Genomic DNA, 20,530 nt, shown 5'->3' with positions numbered 1-20,530 from the left:
GCGTGGCGGTTTGACACCCCTCCCTGGTTGCAGCAAGTGCTGAGGCACGACTCGTGACGGGGACCCGCCCGGCACGCTGTTTCAAGCTAAAGGCGCCTCGGCTTCGCCATTGGGTCGCCTCGCCTGCGGCATCGGCGTGGTGCGGCGGCGGTGTCTTTGAATCCCCAGGTCCCCAGGTGTGTTGCTAGAGCATGATTGTTGGTGTCACCACTGTTCGGCCTGGTTCGCCGCGCGAGTTCACCAGGTGCACCAGGATTTGCGTGGTTCCTGTTGGCACGTCGGACAGGACGAAGCGGCCGCCGTCGTCGGCTTGTGTGAGAGAGGACTGGTGGTCGGCTACGCGGACCTCGACAGTGTGTTCGCCTGCGGGGACCAGCCAGCCGTCGATGCGGTGGCGGGAGCCTGTTGAGGTGAAGTTCACCATCAGGGTGAGGTTGTCGACGGTGAAGGTGATCGTGCCGGTTTGGCCGCCTCGTACGCCGGCGAACGAGCCCGCGCGTTCCCAGCGGGCGACTTCGACGTCCAGGGATTCCAGAGCGATCGCGAACTTCACGCGGTCCACCAGGTCTGCCGGTGGCGGGTCCAGTTCGTCGACCAGCCGGTTCAGTTCGGAGAGGACGGCGGTGTCCTCTAGGCCCCTGCGGTCGTCGCGCGGGTCGATCTCGTTCACCGCGATCCTCCTTCCGTCTCCAGGTAGTTGCGCAGCAGGGTCAGACACCGTCCCCTGGTCGGACCGATGCTGCCGTGGGGCATGGCCAGTGCTTCGGCCACTGCTCGGTACTCCGCGCGGCCCGCGAGCACGGTTAGTCGGAGCAGTTCCTGGCACCTCGTGGTCAACCTGCCGAACGCCAGCCAGAGCCTGCGGTCGCGGTCGTCCATCAGCGTCACGTCCTCTGGCAGGCCGTGGTCTGACTCGAGTTGTTCGGCGTATTCGTCGGACAGGTGCGTCTCACGCTTGTTGGGTGTCCAGGTTCGGCGTGCTTCACGCCTCGTTGTGACGACCAAGTAGCCGACCAGGGCTTTGGGCTCGTGGATGTTCTCGATGTTCTTCAAGAACGCGAGCCACACGGTTTGCACGACGTCTTCCGCGGCGGCCCTGTCCAGGCCTTGGCCGCGGGCCACGTGCCACAGCAGTGGGGTCAGCTCGGTCACCAGGACGTCCAGTGCGTCGCGGTTGCCTTCGCGTGCGGCCGCGACGCACACCGCGTGTCGTTCGGTGCCCTCAAGCCCGTCCCACGGCGGACGGTCATCCGCCGTGTGCAGCTCGTCCATGCAGCACCTCCGATCGGCCGCCCTGTCAGCGCCGTCCGCCAACTCATGAAGGGCTAACTGGCCAGTAGATACAAAATTCACTCGATTGGAGCAGTATCACCGACACGTCGAGGCTCATCTTCCTCCGGATATGCCAGCGGCCCGTGATTCCCCCTCCGGATCACGGGCCGCCAGTGGGTGGGAGCTCGCGCCGGCCGGCACCCCTCGAACCGACCGACACGTGCTCCACGCCTGAACAAAGCGCTCACTGGTAAAGAGCGGAACTCAGGCGGGCAGATACAGGCTCAGACGCACGAAACGTGGTTCTGGCTCCGGGATTCACGAAAGCACATGCCGCAGTCACATTCCCCGTCGGCCGTTATGGTCTAGACCATGCCGATTCTCGAAGTGATCGCACTGAACGCGAAGGACGCCGAGGCCGCGCAGGCGGGTGGCGCGCACCGGTTGGAACTGGTCGCGGACATGGCCTCCGACGGTCTCACTCCGTCGGTCTCCACGTTCAAAGAAGTGCGCCAGGCCGTCGACATTCCTGTGCGCGTGATGCTCAGGGACGCCAAGGGGTTCGCGCCCGGCAACCTCAAGCAGCTGCGCCGGCAGGCCTGGGAGCTGCGTGAGGCGGGTGCGACCGAGTTCGTTCTGGGCTTCCTCGACGCCGAGGGGGAGATCGACGAAGGGGTCACGCTGAACCTGGCCGCGGAGCTCGAGGGCTGCGCCTGGACCTTTCACCGTGCGCTCGACAACTCCGCGGACATTTTCCGTTCCTGGGCGACAGTCCAGACCCTCGGTTGCGACACCGTGCTCGCCGCGGGAAGTGCCAAGGGGGTCGAGGACGGTCTCGAGAACCTGAAGAAGCTCGTCGCGCAGGCCCCGCCCGCGCTGCTCGTCGGCGGCGGTCTCCAGGTGCATCACGTCGAAGAACTGCTGGCAGCGGGCGTGAACGGATTTCACGTTGGTAGTGCGGTGCGCCCCTCGGGGTGGGATTCGCCGGTGGACGCGGCATCGGTTCGGGAATGGGTCAATCGTCTGGTCTAGACCCTTGCCCTAGACCGTTCTACAGTCACGTTGCTTCCTGTGAAATGGCTGTTGCAACATGTGCAATGCGGAGGGCGCGATGAGGCTGAAGACGATCGTGGCTGTGCTGGGCGTGGGCGCGGTGGTCGCCTGCGCACCGGTGCAGTCCGGAGGACCGACCAACTCTGGCACGGACGAGAAGACCGGGCAGCTGCGGGTGTGGCTGTTCGACGAGGTCAACCGGGCTCCCAAGGAAGCCGTGGTCAAGGAGGCCATCTCCGAGTTCCAGGCGGCGCACAGCGGTGTCACCGTCGATGTCCAGTACATCCAGGTGTCCAGCAGGGCCGAGCGCTTCAAGGCCGCCTTCAGCGACCCGAAGAGCGCGCCGGACGTCGCCGAGTTCGGCAACACCGACCTGGCGGGCTACGTGTCCGCTGGGGGCTTCTCGGAGCTCGACCTCGGTTCTTGGAGCGAGTCCAAGGACCTGGTGCCCACGATCCTGGACACGGCCAAGGTCGACGGCAAGACCTACGGCGTGCCGTGGTTCGTCGGCGTCCGTGCGCTCTACTACCGCACCGACGTGTTCACCGAGCTCGGCCTGAAGCCGCCGACGACGCTCGACGAGATCGCCACGACGGCGCGGGAGATCCGGCAGAAGAAGCCCGAGCTGATCGGAATTTCGGCCGGCGGCAAGTACCTGTTCGCCGCGTTGCCGTTCATCTGGGCGAACGGTGGCGACATCGCCAAGCAGGACGGCGGCAAGTTCACCGCCACGATCGACAGCGCCGAGGCCAAGGCCGGTGTCGCCAAGTACACCGAGCTGATCAAGGACGACATCTGCCCGCCCGCGACCTGTGCCGGCAACGGCGGTGACGCGAGCGTCGAGGCGTTCCGCGCTGGCAAGGCGGCCATGACCATCGGTGGCGACTTCAACCGCAAGTCCGTCGACGCGTCGTCCGCGGCCGGCAAGTACGGCGTCGTGCCGCTGCCCGGCAAGACCAAGGGCTCGATCGCGCCCGCGTTCGCCGGCGGCAACCTGCTCGGCGTCATGAAGGGCACGCAGCGCAAGACGCTCGCGAACGAGTTCACGCAGCTGCTCGCGTCGAAGAAGTACCAGCAGAAGATGTACACGGCGATGGGCAACCTGCCGACGTTCAGCGACGTGCAGAAGCAGGTCAGCGACTCCGACAAGTTCCTGGAGCCGTTCACGAAGACCCTGCAGTCCGGCACGAAGTTCGTCCCCGTCACGCCGGCGTGGGCGAAGATCGAGGCGCAGACCGTGGTGCCGACGATGCTCCAGGAGATCGTCACCGGCGCGAAGAACGTGGACACGGCCACCGCGGACGCCGCCAAGACGATGAACGCGGCCTTCACGTCGTGAGCATGACCGCCAAAGGCCAGGGGCGGACCGCGTTCGCCTACCTGGCCCCAGCGCTGCTGGTGCTCGGGGGCCTGCTGGCCTACCCGATCTACCAGCTGGTGCTCATCTCGCTCTACGACTACGGCCAGGAACAGGTGAGCGGCGGTGCGCCGCTCACCTTCCTGGGCCTCGGCAACTACCAGAACCTGTTGGGGAACCAGCAGTTCTGGGGAGTGCTCGGGCAGACCGTCGCGTTCGCGGCGGTCTGCGTGGTCGGCACGTTGCTAGTGGGCGCGTTTCTCGCGATCTTGGCGACTCGGGTGCGGACCTGGGTGCGCATGACGTTGTTCCTGGCGGCGCTCGGCGCGTGGTCCACGCCCGCCGTCGCCGGGTCGACGATCTGGCTGTTCCTGTTCGACGCGAACTTCGGGTTCGTCAACGAGGTCCTCGGCATCCAGGGCTTCTCCTGGACGTTCGACAAGTGGACGGCGTTCGGACTCGTCGCGGCACAGGTGATCTGGTGCTCGTTCCCGTTCGTCATGGTGACGCTCTACGCGGGCATCAAGGCGATTCCGACCGAGGTGCTGGAAGCCGCGGCACTCGACGGTGCGTCGACGTTCCGCACGGCCTGGAGCGTCACGCTGCCGTTGCTGCGGCCGATCATCCTCGTGGTGACGATCCAGTCGATCATCTGGGACTTCAAGGTCTTCACGCAGATCTACGTGATGACCAACGGCGGCGGCATCGCCGGGCGCAACCTCGTGCTCAACGTCTATGCGTACCAGCAGGCGTTCGCGGCGTCGGAGTACGGGCTGGGCGCGGCGATCGGTGTCGTGATGACCGTGCTGCTGCTGGCGATCACGATGGTCTACCTCCGCGCACTGCGGCGGTCTGGGGAGGTCCTGTGAGGCGCTGGCTGACGGAGGGCTTCGTCCTCATCATCGCCGCGGTCGTGGCGTTCCCGCTGTTCTGGATGGTGCTGTCGGCGTTCAAGCCGGAGGACGAGATCATCTCGGCCGACCCGGTGCCGTGGACGACACGGCCGACGCTCGACAGCTTCACGCGTGCACTGACCGTCGCGAACTTCGGGCGCTACTTCATGAACAGCATCATCGTGGCGTTGATCGTGGTGTTCCTGAGCATCCTGATCTCGTTCCTGGCGGCGACCGCGCTGACCCGCTTCCGGTTCCGCAGCCGCACCACGTTGCTGATCATGCTGCTGGTGGTGCAGATGGTGCCGGTCGAGGCGTTGACCGTGCCGTTGTTCTTCCTGATGCGGTCGGTCGGTGACTCGGTTCCCGCGTTCGGGCTGAACCACCTCGGCTCGCTCGTGCTGGTGCACCTGGCGTTCAGCCTGCCGTTCGCGATCTGGATGCTGCGCGGGTTCGTCGCCGCGGTGCCGGTGGAACTGGAGGAGGCCGCCACCCTGGACGGCGCCTCGCGGTTCCGGTTCCTGTGGCAGGTGCTGTTCCCGCTCGTCGCGCCCGGCCTGGTGGCGACGTCGGTGCTGTCGTTCATCCACGCCTGGAACGACTTCCTGTTCGCCAAGACGTTCATCATCTCGGCCGTGGAGAACCAGACCCTGCCGCTGGCTCTCCAGGTGTTCGTCAAACCCGACCAGAACGATTGGGGCGCGATCATGGCGGGCTCCACCCTGATGACCATCCCTGTGCTCATCTTCTTCGTGCTCGTGCAACGCCGTCTGGTGTCCGGCCTCGCAGGGGCGGTGAAGGGATGAACCTCCTCCCGCGCCCGGTGTCCTATGTGGACGGCGGGAGACTCTGCGAGTACAAGGGCTGGGAGACGGTGCTCGTCGACGGCCCGCCCGGCGGCTATCGGCTGCTCTCGTCCGACGCCGGCGTGCTGATCGAGGCGAACGACGCGGCCGGCGAGATGAACGCGCTGCAGACCTTGCGGCAGTTGCTGGGACCGCAGGCGTTCCGGGCGGCGGGAGAGAAACCCGTGGTCATTCCGGCGTGCGAGATCGTCGACCACCCGCGGTTCCAGTGGCGTGGCGTGATGCTCGACGTGTCGCGGCACTTCCTGCCCAAGCGGGAGGTGCTGCGGTACGTCGAGCTGTTGTCCGCGCACAAGCTCAACGTCCTGCACCTGCACCTGACCGACGACCAGGGCTGGCGCTTCGAGGTGAAGCGCTACCCGAAGCTCACCGAGGTCGGGTCGTGGCGGGAGGACTCGCGGTTCGGCGACCGGCGCTCGGCCGGCATGGCGGGACGTCCGCACGGCGGTTTCTACCCGCAGGACGACCTGCGGGAGATCGTCGAATACGCGCGGTCGCGGCACATCGCGGTGATCCCGGAGATCGACATCCCGGGGCACTCGCAGGCGGCCATCGCGGCGTACCCGGAACTCGGCGTGCACGGCGGCGGCGTCTGGACGGACTGGGGCGTCAACGAACGCGTGCTCAACACCGATGAGTCCACTGTGGACTTCTATCGGAACGTGTTCGACGAACTGATGGACGTGTTCCCGTCCGAGGTGATCGGGCTCGGCGGCGACGAGGCGCCCGGCCACGAGGGCGAACTGGTCCGCGCCATCGCGAAGCACGTCGTGCGGAGCGGGCGGCGGCCGTACGGGTGGGACGAGGTCCTGGAGTCCGGTCCGCTGCCGGTCGGCACGATCGTCGCGTCGTGGCGCGGAGTCGAGCCCGGCATCACGGCGCTGCGCGAGGGCCACGACGTGGTGATGTGCCCTGAACAGCACGTTTACCTGGACTACCGGCAGTCGGAGTCGCCCGACGAACCGATTCCGGTGGGGACGGTGACCACGCTGGAGGACGTCTACGCGTGGGATCCGGTGCCTGCCGGGCTCACGGGTGAGGAGCCTGGGCGGTTGCTGGGGGCGCAGGCGAACATCTGGACCGAGCACCTCGACTCGGCCCGGCGGGTGGACTACGCGGCGTTCCCACGGCTCGCGGCGTTCGCCGAGGTCATGTGGTCCCCGGCGGAGAAGGATCCGGCGTTCGTGCAACGGCTGGCGGAACATCATTTGCCACGCCTGGACGCACTGGGTGTGGAGTACCGACCCCTCGACGGCCCACTCCCGTGGCAGCAGCTCCCCGGTGTGCCGGGGTTCCCGCGCTGATCAGCAGGGGTGGAGTCCCCCACCCCTGCCGGCTGCCTGCGCGATTCTGATTCCCATGGTGATCACGAGGCTTACACGGCCGCGTCTTCCTCGGGCATGAGGATCCAGGCGGCGACGTAGAGGATCGCTCCGGTGCCGAACCCGAGCAGCGTCGCCGCCACCAGGATGATCCGCAGGATCGCGGCGTCCACACCCAGCATCTTGGCCATGCCGCCGCAGACACCGGCGATCATCTTGTCGCTCCGGCTGCGGCGGAGCTTCTTGACCTGGTCAGTGGCTTCGTTGAGCACGTTGTTCGTCATGGCTCAAGATTCGTCGGAACAGCGCCCCGGCACATCGGTGACCACCCCGAACCCGACCCTGATTCCGGGCCGGGCTCTCAGGGCCTCAGTCGAGGCAGAACTCGTTGCCCTCGACGTCCTGCATGTTCTGGCACGACTCGTTGTCCTCGTCGGCGAGCAGCAGTTGCCCGCGCACCGCTCCGAGCGCGACCAGTCGTGCGCACTCGGCCTCGAGCGCGGCGAGGCGCTCCTCGCCCACCAGCCCGGTGCCGACCCGCACGTCGAGGTGCACCCGGTTCTTGACGATCTTCCCCTCGGGCACGCGCTGGAAGAACAGCCGCGGGCCCACCCCGGCCGGATCGCTGGCGGCGAACCACGAATCGTCGTCGTGCTCGTCCGGTCCGACGTACCCCAGCACCTCGCACCAGAACCGGCCGACGCGCACGGGTTCCGCGCAGTCGAAGGTGACCTGGACCTGTTTCGCTGACCCCATCAGTCCACCTTAAAGGGCTTACCCTGAGGCTCATGGAGTCCCCTGAGGAACTGGCGTCAGGGCTCGACGACGCGGGGTACCTACCGGACGGCGGGATCGCCACGGCGGCGTTCCTCGCGGTCCGGATGGGGCGGCCGCTGTTCCTCGAGGGCGAACCCGGCACCGGCAAGACCTCGCTGGCGCTGGCGTTGGCCAAGGCGATGGACGTGCCGCTGATCCGGCTGCAGTGCCACGAGGGCATCGACGCCACACAAGCGCTGTACGACTGGGACTACCCGCGTCAGCTGATGCACCTGCGCGTGCTCGAAACCCGCGGCGAGGTCGACGAGGCGTCCCTCTACACGCGACGGTTCCTGCTGGCCCGGCCGTTGCTGCAGGCGCTGGAGAACGCGCCGTGCGTGCTGCTCGTCGACGAGATCGACCGGGCGGACGACGAGTTCGAGGCGTTCCTGCTGGAGGTGCTGTCCGAGAACGCGGTGAGCATCCCGGAGTTCGGTGAGATCAGGGCCGTGACACCGCCGCTGACCGTGCTGACCTCGAACCGGACCCGCGAGGTGCACGACGCTTTGAAGCGCCGCTGCCTCTACCACTGGCTGGAGCATCCCTCGCTCGAACGCGAGGTCGCGATCCTCCGCCGCACCCTTCCTGGCCTGGACGAACGGCTCGCGCAGCAGGTCGCGGAGGCCGTGCACCGGATGCGGGGCCTCGATCTGCTCAAGCCGCCGGGGGTCGCGGAGTCGCTGGACTGGGCGCGGGCGTTGCAGGCGCTGGGGCGGACCGAGCCGGACGTGACGACGCTCGGGGCTGTCCTGAAGTACCGGGAGGACGCGGATCGCGTGATCGGGAGCACAATCGTGGGGTGACGGAAGCCTGCGTGGGGTTCACGCGCGTCCTGCGGGGCGCCGGACTTCAGTGCGGGCCCGATCGCGTCCAGGCGTTCCTGCGGGCCACCGAGCACGTCGACCTGTACTGGGCAGGGCGTCTCACGTTGTGCGCCGATCCGGACGACCTGCCGCGCTACGACGCCGCCTACCGGGCCTACTTCGGCGGCACCCCACCGCGTCCGCGCACGACGATCGAGCTCGACTCGGTCACCGTCGGCGTGGCCGCGTCCGATGTGGAAGTGCTGAAGCACAAGGACATCTCCGAGTTCAACGCGGCGCCGTTGATCGCCAGGCTGAAGCCTCTACCGCCGCGCAGACGGTCGCGCCGGCTCAAGAAGGCCCGTCGTGGCCACATCGACCTGGCCCGCACGGTCCGCGCGATGATCGAGACGGGCGGCGAGATCACCCGGCCGCGGCACCGTCGTCGCGGCGTGAAGGCGCGACGGCTGGTGCTGTTGATCGACGTCTCCGGCTCGATGGCCGCCTACTCCGACGCCTTGCTGCGATTCGCGCACGTGATCGCGCACGCCATGCCCGTCGAGGTCCGCACGATCGGCACCCGGCTCACCCGCGTGACCCGCCAACTGAGGGAACGCGATCCCGAACGGGCGTTGAAAGCCGCCGGCCGGGCCATCCCGGACTACGAGGGCGGCACCAGGCTCGGCGAGGCGCTGCGCCGGTTCAACCAGCAGTGGCGGCAGCGGGGTGCGGTGGTCGTGCTGTTCAGCGACGGCTGGGAACGGGGTGACGCGACGTTGCTGGCGAACGAGATGGCGAGGCTGAGACGGGTGAGTCACAAGGTCATCTGGGCCAACCCGCACGTGGGCAAGCCGGGTTATCAACCGGTGCAGAGCGGCGTGGTGGCAGCGCTTCCGCACGTCGACACCATGGTCGCCGGCCACAGCGTGCACGCCCTGGAAGAACTGCTGAAGGAGGTGCGCCATGCGTGATGTCCTGTTCGACCTCGCGGAACGGGTGGCGAACGGCGAGACGGTCGGCGTCGGCACCGTGGTCGCGACCTTCAGCTCGGCGCCTCGGCCCGCGGGTGCGGCGATGCTGGTGACGCAGGACGGCGAGGCGATCGGCAGCGTGTCCGGCGGGTGCGTCGAGGGAGCTGTCTACGAGCTGGCGCAGGCGACCGACGACTCAGTGCTGCAGCGGTACGGGGTGAGCGACGATGACGCGTTCGCAGTCGGGCTGACCTGCGGCGGGATCATCGACATCTACGTCGAGAAGATCAACGCCGACACGTTCCCGCAGCTCGGCGAGGTAGTGGAGACGGTGCGCGCCGAGGAACCGGTGGCGGTCGCGACGGTTGTCGAGCACCCGGACGGCATCGGCCGGCGCATGGTGATCTGGCCTGATCGACGCTCTGGCAGCCTCGGGTCCTCGCGGGCCGACGACGCCGTCACGGACGACGCGCGCGGCATGTTGGCGTCAGGACGCAGCGGCGTGCTGCAGTACGGACCGGACGGTCAGCGGCGCGGCGAGGGCATGAGCGTGTTCGTGAACTCGTTCGAACCGCCGCCGCGCATGCTGGTGTTCGGCGCGATCGACTTCGCCGCCGCGATGGCCCGGCTCGGCGCGTTCCTCGGCTACCGCGTGACCGTCTGCGATGCGCGACCGGTCTTCGCGACGCGGTCCCGTTTCCCCGAGGCGGACGAGGTCGTGGTCGCCTGGCCGCACAAGTACCTCCAGGGTGAAGCGTCCAAGCTCGACCAACGCACGGTCATCGCCGTTCTCACACACGACCCGAAGTTCGACGTGCCGTTGCTGGAAGTCGCGTTGCGACTCAAGGTCGGTTACGTCGGTGCGATGGGATCCCGCCGTACGCACGAAGATCGGCTGCAACGGTTGCGGGAAGCAGGTCTGACCGAGAGCGAGCTAGAGGCTTTGGCCTCGCCGATCGGCCTGGATCTGGGCGCCAGGACACCGGAGGAGACCGCGGTGTCGATCGCCGCCGAGATCATCTCCTTGCGGTGGAAGGGATCCGGCCGGCGCCTGGTCGATCTTGGTGAACCGATTCATCACTGATCGGGTTGTTGAACTCGCAAACAGGGAGCAAGCTGAAGTGACCCTCGTCACTAAAGGCCCACCACCCTGGGAGGGTTCGAAATGCACATCTCGGTCAACGTCGACGGAGTCACGTATGCCGACGAGGTCGAGCCCCGCCTCCTGCTGGTGCACTACCTGCGGGAGCGGCTGGGCAAGACCGGCACCGTCGTCGGCTGCGACACCGGAAACTGCGGTGCGTGCACGGTGCACCTCGACGGCCACAGCGTGAAGTCGTGCCAGATGTTCGCCGTGCAGGCGAACGGGCACGAGGTCACCACGATCGAAGGCCTCGCCCGGGACGGCCGGCTGCACCCCGTGCAGGAGGCGTTCCGCTCCAACCACGCGTTGCAGTGCGGTTTCTGCACGCCAGGCATGATCATGCAGGCGATCGACCTGCTCGCCGACGAGTCGGATCCCGACGACGAGACCGTGCGCAAAGGCCTGGAGGGCAACCTCTGCCGCTGCACGGGCTACCAGAACATCGTCCGCGCGGTTCAGGACGCCGCACAGCGGATGAAGCCAGGTGCCGGTCCGAAGATCGAACAGCACAGCGACGAGACCGTCTCGTCGAAGCAGCCGGTAGGTGGGGAATGACCGCCACCGCGGAACCGGAGATCGGCAAAGCCCGGCTCCGCAAGGAAGACGCCCGGCTGATCACCGGTCAGACCAGGTGGACCGACAACCTCCAGCTGACCGGCATGCTGCACATGTCCGTGCTGCGCAGTCCCGTCGCGCACGCACGGATCACCAACATCGACTGCAGCCGCGCGACCGCGATGCCCGGTGTGGCGGTGGTGCTGACCGGCGAGGATTTCGCTGCTGAGCAAGGTTCTCTGCCGTGTGCGTGGCCGATCACCGAGGACATGAAGTCACCACCGGCGCCCGCCATGGCCGTCGACCAGGTCAACTTCGCCGGTGAGGCCGTCGCGCTGGTGATCGCCGACAGCGCCTACCACGCCGCCGACGCGCTGGCCGCGATCGACGTCGACTACGACGAGCTGCCGGTCGTGCTCGACATGAACGAAGCCTTGCAGGACAACGATCTGGTGCACCCGGACCTCGGCACGAACAAGTGCGCGACCTGGGTCTTCGACTCCGCGGAGGCGGGGTGCGGCACCAACGTCGAGGACGAGATCGCGTCCGCCGAGGTCGTGATCGAGCGGACGTTCCGGCAGCAGCGGCTGATCCCGTCGTTCATGGAACCGCGTTCGGTCGTCGTGGACCCGCACGCGGACATGTTCACCGTCTGGTCGGCGACGCAGATCCCGCACATCCTGCGCTGGATGCTCGCGGCCGTCACCGGCATCGCCGAGCACAAGATCCGGGTGATCGCGCCGGACGTCGGCGGCGGGTTCGGCGGCAAGCTCCAGGTCACGCCGGAAGAGCTGTTGTGCCTGCTGGTCGCGCGGCGGATGGGCCGTCCGGTGAAGTGGACCGAGACGCGCACCGAGTCGATGCTGTCCGCGCACCACGGCCGTGACCAGATCCAGAAGATCACGCTGTCCGCGCGCCGCGACGGCACGGTCACCGGGCTCAAGGCCGAGCTGCTCGCCGACATGGGCGCCTACCTGCGCCTGGTCACGCCGGGCGTGCCGATCCTGGGCGCGTTCATGTTCAACGCGATCTACAAGTTCGCGGCCTACCGGTTCGTGTGCACCAACGTGTTCACGAACAAGGTGCCCACGGACGCCTATCGCGGTGCCGGACGGCCGGAAGCCACGTTCGCGATCGAGCGGATGATGGACGAGCTCGCGGCCGAGCTGGACATGGATCCGATGAAGATCCGCGAGATGAACTGGATCAAGCACGAGGAGTTCCCGTTCAACACGGTCGCCGGACTCACCTACGACTCCGGCAACTACGAAGCCGCGACGGCACGTGCGATGGAGTTGTTCGGGTACGAGGAACTGCGCGAGGAGCAGGCACGCCGTCGCGCGGACGGTTCCGTGGTGCAGCTCGGCATCGGAATTTCCACCTATACCGAGATGTGCGGTCTTGCCCCGTCACGCGTGCTGGGCGCTTTGCGTTATGCAGCAGGCGGGTGGGAGACCGCGTCGATTCGCATGCTGCCCACCGGCAAGGTCGAGGTGATCACCGGAACGTCGCCGCACGGGCAGGGCCACGAGACGGTGTGGTCGCAGATCGTCGCGGACCGGCTGGGTGTGCCGTTCGAGGACGTTGAAGTGCTGCACGGCGACACGGCGACGTCGCACAAGGGCATGGACAGCTACGGCTCACGTTCGCTGACCGTTGGTGGCACGGCTCTGGTGCACGCGGCGGACAAGGTGCTCGCCAAGGCGCGGACGCTGGCCGCGCACATGATGGAGTGCGACGAGTCGGACGTGGAGTTCGCTTCCGGGTCCTTCTCGGTTCGCGGCACGTCGACGGTTCGTTCGTTGGGTGATGTTGTGCTGGCCGCGCATGTGGCGCACGACCTGCCCGAGGGCATGGAACCCGGCATGGACGCCGATGCCACGTTCGACCCGGACAACTTCTCGTTCCCGCACGGAACCCATTTGTGCGCAACGGAAGTCGACACCGAGACCGGGATGGTGAAGATCCGTCTGTACGTCGCGGTGGACGACGTCGGCACGGTGATGAACCCGTTGATCGTCGACGGCCAGGTGCACGGCGGGTTGGCTCAGGGCATCGCGCAGGCGTTGTTCGAAGAGGCCATCCACGACGAGATGGGCACCCTGACGACGGCGACGCTCGCGGACTACCTGGTGCCGTGTGCAGCGGACCTGCCTGGGTTCATCACGGCTCGTACGTCCACGCCGGCGACGTCCAACCCGTTGGGTGCCAAGGGTGTCGGTGAGGCGGGCACGATCGCCTCGACGCCGGCCGTGGTGAACGCCGTGCTGGATGCCGTGCGGCACATGGGCGTGCGTGACATCGAGATGCCGTGCTCGCCGGAACGGGTGTGGAACGCGTTGCAGGGCCGGGCCGCGGATGCGTCCACGCCGGCCGCGGGTGGGCTCGGATCCATCGATTCGCAGGGAGGACAGTCGTGATCCCGGCGGACTTCAAGTACCTGTTCCCGTCCTCTGTGGACGAAGCCGTGCGGATGCTCGCCGAGGAGGGTGAGGACGCCAAGATCATCGCGGGTGGGCAGTCGCTCGTGCCGGTGCTGCGCATGCGGCTGGCGGCGCCCACGGCGTTGATCGACATCGGTGGGCTGACCGAGCTGACGGGCGTGCGCGACGACGGCGACTCGTTGCTGATCGGTGCGATGACCACGCACTACGAGGTGCAGCGCGATCATCTGATCCAGGACCACGCTTTGTTGTTGCGGCTGGTCACGGACACGGTGGCCGACCCGCAGGTGCGGCACCGCGGCACGTTCGGCGGCTCGCTGTGCCACGCGGATCCGGCAGGCGACCTGCTGGCACCGGCTCTGGCGCTGGACGCGGTGATGATCATCGCTGGCCCGTCCGGACGTCGCGAGGTGCCCGCGGCGGAGTTCTTCGTCGACTACTTCGAGACGGCGCTGGGCCCGGACGAGATCCTGATCGACGTGCGCGTGCCCAAGTACACAGGTTGGGGCGCGCACTACGAAAAGCTCAACCGGGTCGCGCAGGCGTGGTCGATCGTCGCGGTCGCGGCGGCCGTGCAGGTCAGCGGCGGTTCGATCGCCGCGGCCCGGATCGGTCTCACCAACGTGGGCTCCGGGCCGGTGCGTGCCGTGGACGTGGAGTCGGCGCTGGTCGGGCAACCGGCGACCGCCGAAGCGATCTCCGCGGCGGCTCTGAAGGCGTCTTCCGGCGACAGCTACAAGGACAACCTGGCTCGGGTGCTGACCGGCCGCGCGCTGACGGCGGCGGTAGCGGGATGAAGCTGACGCACTCGTTCGTCGCGCCTGCCCCGGCCGAGGAGGTCTGGGAGGCGCTGATCGACCCGGAACGCGTGGCGCCGTGCCTGCCCGGCGCCACGCTGACCTCGGTCGACGGCAAGTCGTTCAGCGGGGAGGTGAAGGTGAAGCTCGGCCCGGTGCAGCTGCTGTACCGGGGCACCAGCGAGTTCGTGGAGATCGACCCGGTGCTGCGTCGCGCCGTCATGAAAGCCTCGGGCAAGGACGTTCGCGGGAACGGCACGGCGTCGGCCGTGGTGACGTTCCAGGTGGGTGAGTCGGTCGAGGTCGAGACGGACCTGGCGATCACGGGCCGTCCGGCGCAGTTGGGCCGCGGCCTGATTTCCGAGGTCAGCGGCAAGCTCGTCGACCAGTTCGCGGAATGCCTGGCGAGCACGCTGGGTTCAGTGGATCCTGACGAGGTGGCGCAACAGCAGCATCTCCGAGTGGTCCCCGACGAGCCGATCGACCTGATCGACACCGCAGGCGTACCGGTCCTGAAGCGCGTGCTGCCCATCGCGGCCGCGGTGCTGGCCGTTGTGCTCTTCGTGGTCCTGCGACGCAGGCGGCAGCGCTGAAGCGTGTGGTCCGGTGGCCGGCATTCGTGCTGGCCACCGGCTTCCTGCTGTCCGCGTGCACCGGCTCGCCCGTCGTCATCACGTCGGCACCCCCGGCCCCGTCACCCACGTCGTCGGGCCCGCCCCCACCGCGGTCGTTCGTGCTGACCGCCGGCGGCGACATCCTGATCCACCCGGCGCTGACCGACCAGGCCGTCGCGGACGGGGCCGCGGCGGGCCGTGACTTCCTGCCGCTGTTCTCGGGCATCAAGGACACCCTGAAGGCTGATCTTTCGCTGTGCCACCTCGAGGTGCCGCTGGGCCCGAAGGAGGGCCCGTTCTTCGGCTACCCGGCCTTCCTCGCCCCGCCCGAGGTCGCCAAAGGCCTGGTCGACGTGGGTTACGACTCCTGCTCGACCGCCTCGAACCACACGCTGGACCGCGGTGTCTCGGCGATCACCACGACCCTGGACGCGATGGACGCCGTCGGCCTGAAGCACACCGGCTCGTTCCGCACGCAGGAGGAATCCGCGGCCCCGCTGATCCTCGACGCGGGCGGCGTTCGCGTGGCGCAGCTGTCGTTCACCTACGGCTTCAACGGCATCCCACTGCCCCAGCCGTGGCGCGCGAACCAGATCAACGCCGCCAAGATCCTCGCCGATGCGCGTAAGGCTCGCGAAGCCGGCGCCGAGGTCGTCGTGCTGTCCGTGCAGTGGGGCAACGAGTACCAGCACGAAGCCACCGCCGACCAGAAAGCCCTGGCCCGCCAGCTGCTGGCCGACCCCGCGCTGGACCTGATCATCGGCACGCACGTGCACGTGGTGCAGCCGTTCGAGAAGATCGGCAACAAGTGGGTCGCCTACGGGTTGGGGAACGAGGTCGCCCGGCACGCCGAGCCTCGTGGCGTCACCGAGGAGGGGGCGATCGCGCGGTTCAAGTTCGAGCAGGGGGCTGCGGGGTGGTCCGTGGTCGAGGCTTCCTACACGCCGACCCTGGTGGAGCTGGGGCCGCCGATCCGGTTGGTGGACCTGACTCGGGTGCCCGCTACTGCTCGGCGGACCGAGGCGATCAACCGGACCGAGGGGATCGTGTTCAGCATGGGGGCGAAGGAACAGGGACTGGCTCGCGGAAAGCCCTGATCGCTCGAAGGTGTGGAATTGCGGGGAGGATTGGAGCGCCTCCATGTGCGACGGTGACTGAGACGGAAGGAGACCCAGTGACAGCTCTACCCGATAGGCCTCCGAGGCGTCTTTCTGTTGCGACGGGTCCGCTGACCGTTGCTCAGTACGCCGCGCTCGGAGAAACCGAAGACGGCTATACGGAATTGGTAAACGGCCGTCTGATCATGCGCTCCAGCCCACTTCGCAGGCACAACGCGGCAGGTCGCAACCTGCTGCTGCAGCTCGTTGGCCAGGTACCCGACGATCTCGAGGTTCTTTACGACCTCGATGTCGACCTGGAGTTGGCACCACCTGACAAACCGGGCTACGTCCGGCGTCCTGATGTGCTCGTGGTGCAACGCAGTGCCGGTGAGCGGCAGGAGGCTGTAGGCGGCCTCATCAAGGCATCAGAGGTCGTGCTCGCCGTCGAGGTGTTGTCACCGAGTTCGCGCCAGACGGACTATTGCGCCAAGCGTGACGAATACGCCTGGGCAGGCATTCCGTATTACTGGATCATCGACCTCGACGAGCCGATCTCGTTGGCCGCGATGCATCTGGCTGGCGAATTCGGCTATCAGGAGGCGCCAGCGGAGACCAGGGTCTACGAGGCGGTCGAGCCGTTCCCGTTGAAGATCCAGGTGGATCGACTCATCGACTGAGCTTGCTCAGCACCCTGTCGTACCGATCAGTCCAGGCCTTCGTGCGCGCATCGCTCTCGAACCCCTCGATGCGGTCCGGCACCGGTGACTTCGTGAGCACCGGCAGATAGCCGTCGACGGGGGTGAGCGAGTCGCTCGTGACATCGCCTTCGAACAGCTGCAGCGTGGCGAGCCCGCACGCGTAGTCGAGCTGCGGCAGCGCGGCGGCGAGCGCGACCCCGGCCGCCATCCCGACCGACGTCTCCAATGCCGACGACACCACACACGGCAGCCCACACGCCTCGGCGATCTCCAACGCCCTGCGCACGCCCCCGAGCGGCGCCACCTTGATCACCGCGATGTCCGCCGCGCCCGCCACGGCCACCTTCAGCGGATCCTCGGCCTTGCGGATCGACTCGTCCGCGGCGATCGGCACGTTGACGCGTTTGCGGACCGCAGCGAGCTCTTCCAGCGTGTGACACGGCTGTTCCACGTACTGGAGGCCTTTCGCCGCCTTGTCCATCGCCTTGATCGCGGCAACGGCTGTGTCGACGTCCCACAGCATGTTCGCGTCGACCCTGATCGCACCTTGCGACCCCAACGCGTCGCGCACCGCTTCCAGCCGTGCGCAGTCCTCAGCAAGCGTGGACTCCGCGACCTTGACCTTGGCCGTCGAGCAGCCCGACCTCGCCACGATCTCGTGCGCCTTCTCCGGGCTGACCACCGGAACCGTGCAGTTGACCGGGATGCGGTCCCGGACCGGCGCCGGCCAGCCTTCGTTCGCCGCCTCGATCGCGCAAGCGAGCCAGGGCATCGACTCGTCGTCGTCGTACTCCTCGAACGGGCAGAACTCGCCCCACCCGGCCGGCCCCTCGAACAGCAACCCGGTGCGCTGGGTGATGCCGCGGAACCGGGAACGCAGCGGGATGGAGTAGACGTGCACGCGCCGATTCAAGCGCACTTCTGCAGCTCCAGCGAATGGCCGCCGCCGCGCAGGTTCACGCTGCCAACGGGCTGCACGCCCAGCAACGTGCACACGATCTGTTGGACGGCAACGCCGCTGAGCTGCGAGACGTCGCTGGAAATGGTGACGTCCAGCCCGTTCGCGACCCGGTCGATGGTGGCGGGCGCCGCGTCGAACGGAACCTCGGTGGTGAGGCCGCGGCTCTGCTCGGCGTTGTCCGGGCCCTGGGCGAGCAGCGAGATCACGTCGTAGCCGCTCAGGCTGCCCTGGGGGCGGCTGACCCGGACGAGCTTGCCCGCGGCGACCCAGTAGACCGACGGCGAGGTGTTCTCGACGGGCCCGCTGGGGGCTTCGAGGCCGGGGATCGGGTCGGTCGGCCGGATGCCGCACGCGGTGAGGACGGCCAGGACGAGCACCACCAGGCCAAGCTCGCGCGGCGGCCTCTTCGCTCGCCGCCGCGCTGCCAGGCCGCGCCCGCGGAGAATTCCCGCCCGAAGGCCGGCGTTCTTGGCGGCGGCTTCGAGTCCCACCGCGCACCTCACAGCTGCCACCTGGACGGCGCTCGGCCACCAACCCGGTTCGTCGTCAGCCAAGCGCAGGCGGAGGGCGTTCGTCCGGAGTCGCGCCACCAGGCCAAGCTCGCGCAGGGGTCCCCTCCCGGGGGTCCCCCTGTTTCCATTCTCCCAGCCGGCACCGACAGTTTTCGGCCTCATGCCTCACCACCCAGCGGCAGCCGCAGCGTGAACAACGCCCCACCCCCACCAGGCCGGTTGGCCGCCACCAGCGTGCCCCCGTGCAGCCGTGCGTTCTCCCACGCGATCGCCAGCCCTAGCCCGCTGCCCTCGGATCGGCCGCGCGACGAGTCGGCCTTGTAGAACCGGGCGAACACGTGCGGCAGCACCGCGGCGGGCAGGCCCGGCCCGGAGTCCGCCACCGAGATCAGCAGGGACGAGCCCTCGATCCACAACGTGAGCGACACCGGCGGTGCGCCGTGCCGCAGGGCGTTGCCGACCAGGTTCGCCACGATCACGTCCAGGCGCCGTGGATCCAGGCGCGCGCGTACGTCGGTGGGCAGCGAAGTCGACACGTCCGTGAAGCCGCGCATTCGCAGAGACGCGCGCACGACCTCCGCGACGTCCACGTCGTCCAGCGCCAGCGCCGCTGTGCCCGAGTCGAAGCGGGTTACCTCGATCAGGTCGTTCACCAGGCGTGTCAGGTTCTGCGTCTCGCGGTTGACCAGGCGGGCGGCTTGGCCGGCGACGCCGGGCAGGTCGGCTGTTTCAGCGTCCAGCACGTCGGTCACGGCGGTCATCGCGGCCAGAGGGGTGCGCAGCTCGTGCGACACGTCGGCAACGAACCGGCGTGCGTCCGCTTCCATTCGTTGCAGCTCACCGACGAAGTGCTCCAAAGACGACGCTGTGCTGTTGAAGGTCGACGCGACGGACGCCAGTTCGTCGCGGCCGCGCACCGGTACCCGTGCGGTCAGGTCGCCCTGGCCGAGTTGCCAGGCCGCCAGCTGCAGTTCGCGGACGGGGCGCAGTACGCCGCGGGACGCCACGAAGCCCAGGCCCAGCGCCAGGATCAGGCCGGCGCCGCCGATGAGCCACGCGTTGCGGGCCAGTTCGCCGACGAACTCGATCTCGGACGTGAACGGGCGCAGCACGTACACCTCGATGCCGGACGAGTCGGTGGACGAGCCGCCGGGCGCGCCAGCGGGCGTCACGCGCAGCTGCATGCCCACCACGAGCCACACCCCGCCCCCGTACGGCACGCGCTGCCAGCCGACGCGGCCGGAGGACACCAGGGACCGCAGTTCGGGGGTGATCAGCGACGGGTCCATCGAGCCCGCCACCACGTCCCGCGCCTGGGCCAGCGCCGAGCCCTCGCGGCCGGAGATCCGGCCGGCGATGCGCTCCAAAGACGCGGCGTCCGGCGGCCGGGCGGGGAGCGGGTAGAGCTGCTCGACGCGGTTCGTGGTCTCGATGACGGCGTTGTCCTGGGCGCGCTGCACGATCGCGTCGCGGGCCCGCACGTAGCCGGCGCCGGCCACGGCACCCGCGGTCACGATGCTCAGGAACGCGAAGGCGAGCAGCAGGCGGAGGCGCAGGGTCACAGCGGGCCGAACCGGTAGCCGAAGCCGCGCACGGTCTGGACGTACTGGGGTGCGGCCGGGTCGTCCTCGATCTTCGAACGCAGCCGCTGCACGCACGCGTCGACCAGCCGCGAGTCGCCGAGGTAGCCCTGGTCCCAGACCGACTCCAGCAGCTGTTGCCGGGACATGACCCGGCCGGGCGACGAGGACAGTTCCAGCAGCAGGCGCAGTTCGGTCGGAGCCAGGGACACGGGCCGGCCGAGGCGGGTCACCACGAGGCCCTCGCGGTCGATGGTCAGGTCGCGGTAGCGCTCCGCCACGACCTCGGGCACCGACACGGACGACCGGCGCAGCACCGCGCGGATCCGGGCTTCGAGCACGCGGGCCTGCGCGGGTTTGGCCACGTAGTCGTCGGCACCGGCTTCGAGCCCGGCCACGACGTCGATGTCGTCGTTGCGCGCGGTCAGCATGATGATCGGCAGGTCACCGGAGGCACGGATGCGGCGGCACACCTCGAACCCGTCGACGCCCGGCAGCATCAGGTCGAGCACGACCACGTCGGGCGCGACGCTCCCCAGCAACTCGAGGCCCTCCTCGCCCGTGCGCACCGCGTCCACGGTGTGTCCCTGGTAGGTCAGGGCGAGCGACAGTCCCTCGCGGACCGCCTCGTCGTCCTCGATCAGCAGTACGCGCGGCATGCCCTCCAGCCTTCCCGACGGGTCTCATGAGGACGTTCTTGCCACGTCATCGTTGCGTAACGACCGCCCGTGCGCAGTTGTTGCCGAGCCATCACTCGGCGTGCACACGGATT

The 20,530-nt window shown here is 68.2% G+C and carries 22 protein-coding genes; 14 read left to right on the top strand and 8 right to left on the bottom strand.

What is annotated here, in order from left to right:
- Positions 1–184: 184 nt before the first annotated feature.
- Both ACWGE0_RS33990 and ACWGE0_RS33985 read right to left on the bottom strand, forming a co-directional pair.
- Complete coding sequence (locus ACWGE0_RS33990) at positions 185–661, bottom strand: carboxypeptidase regulatory-like domain-containing protein (protein ID WP_452264994.1); 477 nt, start codon at positions 659–661, stop codon at positions 185–187.
- Between the two features lie 5 nt (positions 662–666).
- Positions 667–1,272, bottom strand: coding sequence for an RNA polymerase sigma factor (locus tag ACWGE0_RS33985; RefSeq protein ID WP_319971529.1), 606 nt, complete (start codon positions 1,270–1,272; stop codon positions 667–669).
- 372 nt (positions 1,273–1,644) lie between these two features.
- Here ACWGE0_RS33985 and ACWGE0_RS33980 point away from each other — a divergent pair, with 372 nt between their 5' ends.
- The 5 genes from ACWGE0_RS33980 to ACWGE0_RS33960 all read left to right on the top strand — a co-directional run bounded on the left by ACWGE0_RS33980 (position 1,645) and on the right by ACWGE0_RS33960 (position 6,745).
- A complete protein-coding gene (locus ACWGE0_RS33980; RefSeq protein ID WP_452264989.1) occupies positions 1,645–2,304 on the top strand; it encodes a copper homeostasis protein CutC in 660 nt (219 codons plus the stop codon).
- Between the two features lie 79 nt (positions 2,305–2,383).
- Positions 2,384–3,664: an extracellular solute-binding protein gene (locus ACWGE0_RS33975; RefSeq protein WP_452264988.1), complete on the top strand. Its 1,281-nt coding sequence runs from the start codon at positions 2,384–2,386 to the stop codon at positions 3,662–3,664.
- A 2-nt stretch (positions 3,665–3,666) separates the two neighbouring features.
- The gene (locus tag ACWGE0_RS33970) at positions 3,667–4,551 is read left to right on the top strand and encodes a carbohydrate ABC transporter permease (protein ID WP_319971526.1); all 885 of its coding nucleotides are present in this window, start codon (positions 3,667–3,669) and stop codon (positions 4,549–4,551) included.
- A complete protein-coding gene (locus ACWGE0_RS33965) occupies positions 4,548–5,381 on the top strand; it encodes a carbohydrate ABC transporter permease (RefSeq protein ID WP_452264987.1) in 834 nt (277 codons plus the stop codon). The genes ACWGE0_RS33970 and ACWGE0_RS33965 overlap by 4 nt, the downstream gene beginning before the upstream one ends.
- Positions 5,378–6,745 carry a beta-N-acetylhexosaminidase gene (locus tag ACWGE0_RS33960; protein WP_452264986.1) on the top strand — a complete coding sequence of 456 codons (1,368 nt, stop codon included), beginning with the start codon at positions 5,378–5,380 and terminating at the stop codon, positions 6,743–6,745. The genes ACWGE0_RS33965 and ACWGE0_RS33960 overlap by 4 nt, the downstream gene beginning before the upstream one ends.
- A gap of 71 nt (positions 6,746–6,816) precedes the next feature.
- Here the strand turns inward: ACWGE0_RS33960 and ACWGE0_RS33955 are convergent, their stop codons facing one another.
- Together ACWGE0_RS33955 and ACWGE0_RS33950 are read right to left on the bottom strand one after the other, a co-directional pair.
- On the bottom strand, positions 6,817–7,047 hold the full coding sequence (locus ACWGE0_RS33955; RefSeq protein ID WP_452264985.1) for a PspC domain-containing protein: 231 nt from the start codon (positions 7,045–7,047) through the stop codon (positions 6,817–6,819).
- A gap of 85 nt (positions 7,048–7,132) precedes the next feature.
- The gene (locus ACWGE0_RS33950; RefSeq protein WP_452264984.1) at positions 7,133–7,519 is read right to left on the bottom strand and encodes a VOC family protein; all 387 of its coding nucleotides are present in this window, start codon (positions 7,517–7,519) and stop codon (positions 7,133–7,135) included.
- Between the two features lie 32 nt (positions 7,520–7,551).
- Here ACWGE0_RS33950 and ACWGE0_RS33945 point away from each other — a divergent pair, with 32 nt between their 5' ends.
- The 9 genes from ACWGE0_RS33945 to ACWGE0_RS33905 all read left to right on the top strand — a co-directional run bounded on the left by ACWGE0_RS33945 (position 7,552) and on the right by ACWGE0_RS33905 (position 16,684).
- Positions 7,552–8,382 carry an AAA family ATPase gene (locus ACWGE0_RS33945; RefSeq protein WP_452264983.1) on the top strand — a complete coding sequence of 277 codons (831 nt, stop codon included), beginning with the start codon at positions 7,552–7,554 and terminating at the stop codon, positions 8,380–8,382.
- Positions 8,379–9,353 (top strand): vWA domain-containing protein, encoded by a 975-nt coding sequence (locus ACWGE0_RS33940; protein WP_452264982.1) that lies wholly within the window; start codon positions 8,379–8,381, stop codon positions 9,351–9,353. Before ACWGE0_RS33945 ends, ACWGE0_RS33940 begins: the two co-directional genes overlap by 4 nt.
- Entirely contained in the window at positions 9,346–10,437 is a 1,092-nt protein-coding gene (locus ACWGE0_RS33935; protein WP_452264981.1) for an XdhC family protein, read from the top strand. Before ACWGE0_RS33940 ends, ACWGE0_RS33935 begins: the two co-directional genes overlap by 8 nt.
- Positions 10,438–10,518: 81 nt before the next feature.
- Positions 10,519–11,052: a (2Fe-2S)-binding protein gene (locus ACWGE0_RS33930; protein ID WP_452264980.1), complete on the top strand. Its 534-nt coding sequence runs from the start codon at positions 10,519–10,521 to the stop codon at positions 11,050–11,052.
- Positions 11,049–13,472, top strand: coding sequence for a xanthine dehydrogenase family protein molybdopterin-binding subunit (locus ACWGE0_RS33925; RefSeq protein ID WP_452264979.1), 2,424 nt, complete (start codon positions 11,049–11,051; stop codon positions 13,470–13,472). Before ACWGE0_RS33930 ends, ACWGE0_RS33925 begins: the two co-directional genes overlap by 4 nt.
- Positions 13,469–14,293: an FAD binding domain-containing protein gene (locus ACWGE0_RS33920; protein ID WP_452264978.1), complete on the top strand. Its 825-nt coding sequence runs from the start codon at positions 13,469–13,471 to the stop codon at positions 14,291–14,293. Before ACWGE0_RS33925 ends, ACWGE0_RS33920 begins: the two co-directional genes overlap by 4 nt.
- Entirely contained in the window at positions 14,290–14,886 is a 597-nt protein-coding gene (locus tag ACWGE0_RS33915) for an SRPBCC family protein (protein ID WP_452264977.1), read from the top strand. Before ACWGE0_RS33920 ends, ACWGE0_RS33915 begins: the two co-directional genes overlap by 4 nt.
- 5 nt (positions 14,887–14,891) lie before the next feature.
- A complete protein-coding gene (locus ACWGE0_RS33910) occupies positions 14,892–16,004 on the top strand; it encodes a CapA family protein (RefSeq protein WP_452264976.1) in 1,113 nt (370 codons plus the stop codon).
- 77 nt (positions 16,005–16,081) lie between these two features.
- Positions 16,082–16,684: a Uma2 family endonuclease gene (locus ACWGE0_RS33905; protein WP_452264975.1), complete on the top strand. Its 603-nt coding sequence runs from the start codon at positions 16,082–16,084 to the stop codon at positions 16,682–16,684.
- Here the strand turns inward: ACWGE0_RS33905 and ACWGE0_RS33900 are convergent.
- The 4 genes from ACWGE0_RS33900 to ACWGE0_RS33885 form a co-directional block, all read right to left on the bottom strand.
- Positions 16,674–17,606 (bottom strand): o-succinylbenzoate synthase, encoded by a 933-nt coding sequence (locus tag ACWGE0_RS33900; protein WP_452264993.1) that lies wholly within the window; start codon positions 17,604–17,606, stop codon positions 16,674–16,676. The genes ACWGE0_RS33905 and ACWGE0_RS33900 overlap by 11 nt on opposite strands.
- An 8-nt stretch (positions 17,607–17,614) precedes the next feature.
- Positions 17,615–18,157, bottom strand: a complete 543-nt coding sequence (locus tag ACWGE0_RS33895) for a GerMN domain-containing protein (RefSeq protein ID WP_452264974.1) — start codon at positions 18,155–18,157, stop codon at positions 17,615–17,617.
- 179 nt (positions 18,158–18,336) lie between these two features.
- On the bottom strand, positions 18,337–19,740 hold the full coding sequence (locus tag ACWGE0_RS33890) for an ATP-binding protein (protein ID WP_452264973.1): 1,404 nt from the start codon (positions 19,738–19,740) through the stop codon (positions 18,337–18,339).
- A complete protein-coding gene (locus tag ACWGE0_RS33885) occupies positions 19,737–20,417 on the bottom strand; it encodes a response regulator (RefSeq protein WP_452264972.1) in 681 nt (226 codons plus the stop codon). Before ACWGE0_RS33885 ends, ACWGE0_RS33890 begins: the two co-directional genes overlap by 4 nt.
- Positions 20,418–20,530 lie beyond the last annotated feature (113 nt).

The organism is Lentzea sp. NPDC054927, from assembly GCF_053610285.1.
The sequence above is the reverse complement of the archived record's forward strand: the minus strand, read 5'-3'. Positions and strand labels throughout refer to the sequence as shown.

Excerpts from the sequence above, each read along its gene's own strand:
- ACWGE0_RS33985 (WP_319971529.1), bottom strand. The coding sequence starts at position 1,272 with ATGGACGAGCTGCACACGGCGGATGACCGTCCGCCGTGGGACGGGCTT.
- ACWGE0_RS33980 (WP_452264989.1), top strand. The coding sequence starts at position 1,645 with ATGCCGATTCTCGAAGTGATCGCACTGAACGCGAAGGACGCCGAGGCC.
- ACWGE0_RS33975 (WP_452264988.1), top strand. The coding sequence starts at position 2,384 with ATGAGGCTGAAGACGATCGTGGCTGTGCTGGGCGTGGGCGCGGTGGTC.
- ACWGE0_RS33970 (WP_319971526.1), top strand. The coding sequence starts at position 3,667 with ATGACCGCCAAAGGCCAGGGGCGGACCGCGTTCGCCTACCTGGCCCCA.
- ACWGE0_RS33960 (WP_452264986.1), top strand. The coding sequence starts at position 5,378 with ATGAACCTCCTCCCGCGCCCGGTGTCCTATGTGGACGGCGGGAGACTC.
- ACWGE0_RS33955 (WP_452264985.1), bottom strand. The coding sequence starts at position 7,047 with ATGACGAACAACGTGCTCAACGAAGCCACTGACCAGGTCAAGAAGCTC.
- ACWGE0_RS33950 (WP_452264984.1), bottom strand. The coding sequence starts at position 7,519 with ATGGGGTCAGCGAAACAGGTCCAGGTCACCTTCGACTGCGCGGAACCC.
- ACWGE0_RS33945 (WP_452264983.1), top strand. The coding sequence starts at position 7,552 with ATGGAGTCCCCTGAGGAACTGGCGTCAGGGCTCGACGACGCGGGGTAC.
- ACWGE0_RS33935 (WP_452264981.1), top strand. The coding sequence starts at position 9,346 with ATGCGTGATGTCCTGTTCGACCTCGCGGAACGGGTGGCGAACGGCGAG.
- ACWGE0_RS33930 (WP_452264980.1), top strand. The coding sequence starts at position 10,519 with ATGCACATCTCGGTCAACGTCGACGGAGTCACGTATGCCGACGAGGTC.
- ACWGE0_RS33925 (WP_452264979.1), top strand. The coding sequence starts at position 11,049 with ATGACCGCCACCGCGGAACCGGAGATCGGCAAAGCCCGGCTCCGCAAG.
- ACWGE0_RS33915 (WP_452264977.1), top strand. The coding sequence starts at position 14,290 with ATGAAGCTGACGCACTCGTTCGTCGCGCCTGCCCCGGCCGAGGAGGTC.
- ACWGE0_RS33885 (WP_452264972.1), bottom strand. The coding sequence starts at position 20,417 with ATGCCGCGCGTACTGCTGATCGAGGACGACGAGGCGGTCCGCGAGGGA.